Here is a 6,292-nt window from a genome sequence, read left to right as displayed (position 1 = left end):
AACCCGCAAGCCGCCGCCCACATGTCCCTTCATCTAAACCAACAATGTCAAAGAGCGCAAAATACCGACGCCCAACCCAACCCCCTTTTACCGGGGCGGTCTGGCGCCGAACATTTGGTGACCACCGCGTCGGCCGTGTCGGCCACCGCTGCGGTGACACCCCTCTAGGACCACACCCCAATACCGTCAAACACTTTTTGCAGTTTTTTGACGAGACGCCCCAAAACACACGGATTTCCGCCGTTTTCATCGTGACACTTACGTGGCAGCGCCGCCCCGACATCGCGAATCGATCACCGGCGGCGGCGAATCACGACCCGCCCCTCTCCTGCGGCGCGTGCGTCCAGTAACATCCCCTAGCGACGAGGTGCGACATAGTCGCCACACCAAGACGGGTTTCGACTCCGATCGGCACGTAACAAACCCACACCGCTACCAGCGATCACTGCGCCCGGCCGCGTCAGCGGCTCCATATATATAGAGGCGCGACCTCGACATTCCAATAAAAGATGACATCTACGTCATGTTTATCGCTTCAATATGCCGTTCATGTATCTGCCGCGTTGCAGCAATTGTAACAGACGCGACTTAATAGGTTCGTACTGGCGCGCCGTCGGGAGACCGCTCCCGAGCCAAGGGGTAACGACATGAAAACTTCGCCAGGCGTCCGCCTGAAGCTGCTGCTCGGCAGCGCTCTTATCGCCTTCACCGCCGCGCCGGCCTTCGCCGCCGATGCCGCAGCACCCGCGCCTGTTCCCGCGGATGCCGCGCCGGCACCCGAGGCCGAGACCAGCCAGATCGGCGACATCGTCGTCACCGCGACTCGCCGCGAGACCAACCTGCAGCGCACGCCGATCTCGATCAGCGTGCTCGGCGCGCAGGGCATCGCCGACCGGCACGTGCTCAGCCTGTTCAACCTCGCCGACGGCTCGATCCCGTCGCTGCGTGTCGCGACCTTCGAGGCGCGCCAGTCGGCGCTGACCATCGGTATCCGCGGCATCGTGCCGTACGACCAGAACCAGACCGCGCGTGACGGCGGCGTCGGCGTTTATATCGACGGCGTCGCGCTGGGTAAGACGCAGGGCCTGAACGCCGCGCTGTTCGACATCGAGCGCATCGAAGTGCTGAAGGGTCCGCAGGGCACGCTGTTCGGCCGCAACACCGAAGGCGGCGCGCTGAGCCTCGTCTCCAAGGCGCCGACCGGTGAATTCGGTGGCCGCTTCACCGCCGGCGTGGGCAATTTCGGTGGCCGTAACGCCGACTTCCACCTTGATCTGCCCTCGTTCATGAACATCGCGCTCAAGTTCGACGGTGTGTACCAGCATCAGGATCCGACCGTGAAGGATCCGCTCGCGGGCTCGACCGGCTGGAACTATTACGACCGCAAGGGTGGCCGCGTCGCGGCGCGCTGGCAGCCGCTCGACGGCCTGACCGCCGACTTCTCGTACGACTACGCGAAGGACGACAACACGCCGAACTACAGCCAGTTGGTCAGCTACAACCCCAACAAGTACACGGTCGGTGCGTTCAACGGCACCAGCCTGGTCCTGCCGGGCACCAACACCGCCTGCGGCGGCACCATCGCCGCCGGCAGCTCCAAGCCGATCTGTATCGCTCCCAAGGCGCCGCTCGTCGGCGTCCATCCCGAGCGCCAGTACACCGCCGACGTCGGCGTTCCCCAGCAGCCGAGCGAGGACATCACGCACGGCTTCACGTCGAACATCAAGTACAAGGTCGCGCCCTGGCTCGAACTGCGCTCGATCACGGCATGGCGCGGCGTCAAGACCGATCAGTGGGACAATTCGGGCGGCCCCGAGCGCAGCAGCTTCGCGCCGAGTTCGAACTTCAGCCGCTACAGCCTGTCGTTCTTCCAGCAGCATCAGTTCAGCCAGGAAGTCCAGGCGGTCGGCAGCGTGCCACAGTTCGACTATGTCGTCGGCGCCTATTACTTCACCGAACATGCGACCGAATATGCCGCCACGCCGCTGAGCAACCTGTGGAACGCGGACGGCACCGCCTATACGATCCGCAGCCCGATCCCCGGCAATTCGAACCCGATTTCGGGCGCGAACTCGGGCTATCAAATGTATGACGCGTCGTGCAACAACACGCTCGCCACGACGGTTCCGCAGTTCGCCAATAGCTGCCAGTTCATCACCCGCGCGAGCCAGGCGCACGACCACAACTATTCGGTGTTCGGCAACCTGACCTTCACGCCGGAAGCGCTGGGTGACGTGGTTCACATCACCGCCGGCGGCCGCTGGACCAAGGACGACCGTCACGGCACGCTGTATGTCGTGAACAACGTAGTGCAGCCGTTCTCGTTCAAGAACAGCATCAGCCGCTTCGATCCGATGTTCAACGTCCTGTTCGACGCGACGGACACGATCCATCTCTACGCCAAATATGCGACCGGCTTCCGCGCCGGCGGCGCGAACGACCGCTCGCTGGCGTTCAACGCCTTCGGCCCCGAATCGGTCAAGTCGTATGAAATCGGCGCGAAGATGGACTTCTGGGAGCATCGCGCTCGCCTGAACGTCGCCGGCTACATCATGGATCGTAGCAACACCCAGTTCGACTTCGACTATTTCGATACGAACGGGCAGAGCCCGACCAATGGCAGCCACATCGAGCAGACCACGAACGCTGGCGACAGCAAGATCCGCGGTGTCGAAGTCGATCTGACGCTGAAGCCGATCCCCGAGCTGACGCTGACCGGCTCGTATGCCTACACCTATTGGAAGGCGCCTTCGGCGGTCAATCCGCTGACCCCCGGCGCGCCGGCGCAGCAGCTCTACATCGTCTACACGCCGGAGAACGCGGCGTCGGCGGCGATCGACTATGTAAAGCCGGTCAACATCGCCGGTGGCGCGAACCTGCGCCTCCACCTCGATGCCAACTATGCGAGCAGCCAGTACAGCTTCCAGCTCGAGCCGACCAAGACCGACTCCAGCTTCATCGTGAACGGCCGTCTCGCGCTGGCGGACATCCTGGTCGGCGATCGCAGCAAGGTGACCGTCTCGGTGTGGAGCCGCAACCTGTTCGATCGGACCTACATCTATCGCCGCTCGTCGGCGAACTCGGTGCCGGTCGCCAACTACGGCGCCAACGGCCAGCTGGTCTCGACCGGCTACGGCGGCATCCTCGGCGATTACGCCAACTTCAACCCGCCGCGCACCTTCGGCGGCGAGGTCAGCGTCAGCTTCTGATCGCCTGATCGACGCAAGAGAGAGGCCGGCGACCGCAAGATCGCCGGCCTTTTTCGTTTCGGCCAACCACCTGCCGCGCTACGCAGCCGTCCCAAACCCGTTCGTGCCGAAGGTCCGCGCGCTCAGTCCTTGTCGCTGAGCATATACCCCGCCCCACGGATCGTCGCGATCGGGTCGCGCTCGCCGGGCTGGGTCAGGTGCGTGCGCAGCCGCGTCATGTGCGATTCGACGACGTTGGTCCGCGGCGGCGTCTCGTAATTCCACACCGCCTCGTACAGCATCTGCCGCGTCACGACGGTGTTCACGTTGCGGACCAGTTCGCACAGGATACGAAATTCGATGTTCTGCACCTTGATCGCGCGGCCGGCGCGGGTCGCGCTGCGCTTGATCTCGTTGACCTCGATGTCGCCCGCCCACATCACGCCCGATTTGCGCGTGCTCGCGCCGCGCCGCAGGATCACGCGCAGCCGCGCGTCGATTTCCGCGGGAGCGGCCGGCTTGACGAGATAATCGTCGGCGCCCGCCTCCAGCGCGATCAATCGCTGGTCGAGATCCTCGACCACAGAGACCATCACGATCGGCAGGTCGATGCCACGGTCGCGCAGCAGCGCGGTGACCGCGACGCCATCGACGAACGGCAACAGGCATTCGAGCAGGATCGCATCGAACCGCGATTCGGTCGCCTGCGCGAGCGCGGCACGGCCATCGCCGACGATCTCGCACGCGTGACCCAACGCGGCGAGGTCTTGCGCCAGCAGCTTCGCGGCGGCGGGATCGTTCTCGGCGATCAGAAGGCGCATGAAAGGGTCGCTCCTCGCGGCTAAGGCTCAAACAGCGGCTTGCCAGCATGGGCGCGGCAATGCGCGTGAAATCCGTGTCATGTTCGCAGCCCTTTCGAAAACCCGCGAGACCGCTAAGCTGCGCGCCATGACGGATGAAGATGTGGTGCGCGAACGCGTGCGGCGGATCGGGCGGGTGACTTTGGCCACGCTGCTGGGGCTGCTCGGGCTGTGGATCGCCGCGGCGTTCCTGCCCGCGCTCGTATGGGCGGTGGTGATCGCGGTGGCGATCGACCCGTTGCGCCAGCGCGCGGTGGCGCGCTGGCCGGGGCCGCGCGCGCGCACCTGGCTCGCCGCGATCGGCACCACCGCACTGGCGCTGCTGGTGCTGATCCCGCTGATCCTGTGCATCGCCGAGGCCGCGCGCGAGGCGCGCGAGGTCACCACCTGGGTCACGCTGGCGCGCACGCACGGCCTGCCCGTGCCCGGCTGGGTCGCGCACCTGCCGGTCGGCTCGCACATGCTGGCGCAGTGGTGGCAGGAGAATCTCACCACGCCCGAGGCGGCGAGCCTGCAATTGCAGCATTGGCGCGACGGCGAATGGGTAGCGCGCACGCGGCTGATCGGCAGCAACGTGCTGCACCGCGCGGTGATCTTCGGCTTCACGCTGCTGACCCTGTTCTTCCTGCTGCGCGATCGCGATCCGATCCTCGCGCAATGCCGTGCCGCCAGCGACCGGATGCTCGGCGCGGCGGGCGAACGCATCGCCTTGCTCGCCGCGCTGTCCATCCGCGGCACGATCGACGGGCTGGTGCTGGTCGGCATCGGCGAAGGCGCGGTGATGGCGGTGGTGTATCTCGTCCTCGGCGTGCCGCACCCGCTGCTGTTCGGCGCGGTGACCGCGATCGCGGCGATGATCCCGTTCGGCGCGGCGGTGATGTTCGCGCTGGCCGCGTTTCTCCTGCTCGCCAAATCGGCGGTGGCCGGCGCGATCGCGGTGGTGGTGATCGGTCTCGTCGTGGTCGCGATCGCCGACCATTTCATCCGCCCGATCCTGATCGGCGGCGCGACCCGCCTGCCCTTTCTGTGGGTGCTGATCGGCATCCTCGGCGGTGTCGAGACGTTCGGATTGCTCGGCCTGTTCGTCGGGCCGGCGACGATGGCGGTGCTCATCATGCTGTGGCGCGATTTCGTCGGGAAGCCGGTGGCGAAAGCGGACGCGCAATAGCCCTGTTTCGCCACCCGGCCACGCCGGGAGACGACGGTTTCAGCGCGGGTGTGCGGCCCTGCGCAGCCGGTCGTTGATCGCCGTTCCCACGCCTTCGCCGGGGATCGGCGCCACCGCGATCGCGGCCTTGCCGCTGGCATCCGCCTCATGGAGCAGGTCGAACAGCCGCGCCGCCGCCTCCTTCACGTCGCCCGTGCGCGAGAGCGACGCATCGCCGAAGATCGGGCCGAAGCCGATCATCCACTCGTCGGGTTCGGCGTGGATCGCGTTGATCCGCAGCGGCTTGGACGGCGCGTAGTGCGAGGCAAGCTGCCCGGGCGCCTCGATCCGCGTCTCGAACCCGCTCAGCCCCGGATCGAAACGCTCGACGCCGGGGATCTGCTGCCATTGCTCGCCCGCGCGCGCCTGGATCGTCGCGAGCAACGCGTTGACGCTGACCGGACCATGCCGCAGCACGCGCGTTGCATTGTCGATCTCGTGAACGATCGTCGATTCCACGCCCTGCTCGCACGCTCCGTCGTCGACGATCAACGGAATGCGGCCGCCGAGGCTGGCGAGCACGTGCTCGGCGCGCGTCGGGCTGATCGCGCCGCTGCGGTTCGCCGAGGGCGCGGCGAGCGGGCGGCCCGACGCCTCGATCAGCGCGCGCATCGCCCGGTGCGCAGGCACACGGATTGCGATCGTGTCGAGCCCGGCGGTGGCGATCGAGGCGATCCCCGATCCCGCGCGGCGCGGCACCACCAGGGTCAGCGGTCCCGGCCAGAACGTCTCGGCGAGCGCTGCGGCGCGCCGGTCGAACTCGCCGAGCCGGTGCGCCATGTGCAGATCGAGGACATGGACGATCAGCGGGTTGAACGCCGGCCGGCCCTTCGCGGCGTAGATTTCGGCGACCGCCGCCGGCTGGGTGGCGTCGGCGGCGAGCCCGTACACCGTCTCGGTGGCGACCGCGACGACGCCGCCGGACTTGATAAGCGCGGCCGCCTCGGCGATGGCGGCGTCGCCGAAAGCCAAGGTCCGGGTGCTGTCGATCATGCCGGGCGCGTTCATTGTGGGGCAATGTAGCATGTTGCGCCGCA

At 66.6% G+C, this 6,292-nt stretch carries 4 protein-coding genes; 2 read left to right on the top strand and 2 right to left on the bottom strand.

Translation table 11 applies throughout. The features are described 5' to 3' along the window. The first annotated feature begins 647 nt into the window (after positions 1-647). Positions 648-3,209, top strand: a complete 2,562-nt coding sequence (locus PX554_RS17480) for a TonB-dependent receptor (protein WP_275503833.1) — start codon at positions 648-650, stop codon at positions 3,207-3,209. Positions 3,210-3,331: 122 nt separating this feature from the next. On the opposite strand, the gene PX554_RS17475 is transcribed toward PX554_RS17480, so the two are convergent. Then, complete coding sequence (locus tag PX554_RS17475) at positions 3,332-4,009, bottom strand: response regulator transcription factor (protein ID WP_275503832.1); 678 nt, start codon at positions 4,007-4,009, stop codon at positions 3,332-3,334. 127 nt (positions 4,010-4,136) lie between these two features. Between PX554_RS17475 and PX554_RS17470 the strand changes: the two genes are divergently transcribed. Further along, positions 4,137-5,216, top strand: coding sequence for an AI-2E family transporter (locus PX554_RS17470; protein WP_275503831.1), 1,080 nt, complete (start codon positions 4,137-4,139; stop codon positions 5,214-5,216). A 39-nt stretch (positions 5,217-5,255) separates the two neighbouring features. On the opposite strand, the gene PX554_RS17465 is transcribed toward PX554_RS17470, so the two are convergent. Continuing rightward, on the bottom strand, positions 5,256-6,248 hold the full coding sequence (locus tag PX554_RS17465) for an L-threonylcarbamoyladenylate synthase (protein ID WP_275503830.1): 993 nt from the start codon (positions 6,246-6,248) through the stop codon (positions 5,256-5,258). Positions 6,249-6,292: the final 44 nt, after the last annotated feature.

Origin of the sequence: Sphingomonas pollutisoli, from assembly GCF_029167165.1 — a bacterium.
Lineage (GTDB): Bacteria > Pseudomonadota > Alphaproteobacteria > Sphingomonadales > Sphingomonadaceae > Sphingomonas > Sphingomonas pollutisoli.
This window is presented reverse-complemented; position numbering and strand designations above follow the sequence as displayed.

Bases quoted from the DNA above. Each gene is read 5' to 3' on its own strand.
- PX554_RS17480 (WP_275503833.1), top strand. From the start codon at position 648: ATGAAAACTTCGCCAGGCGTCCGCCTGAAGCTGCTGCTCGGCAGCGCT.
- PX554_RS17475 (WP_275503832.1), bottom strand. From the start codon at position 4,009: ATGCGCCTTCTGATCGCCGAGAACGATCCCGCCGCCGCGAAGCTGCTG.
- PX554_RS17470 (WP_275503831.1), top strand. From the start codon at position 4,137: ATGACGGATGAAGATGTGGTGCGCGAACGCGTGCGGCGGATCGGGCGG.
- PX554_RS17465 (WP_275503830.1), bottom strand. From the start codon at position 6,248: ATGATCGACAGCACCCGGACCTTGGCTTTCGGCGACGCCGCCATCGCC.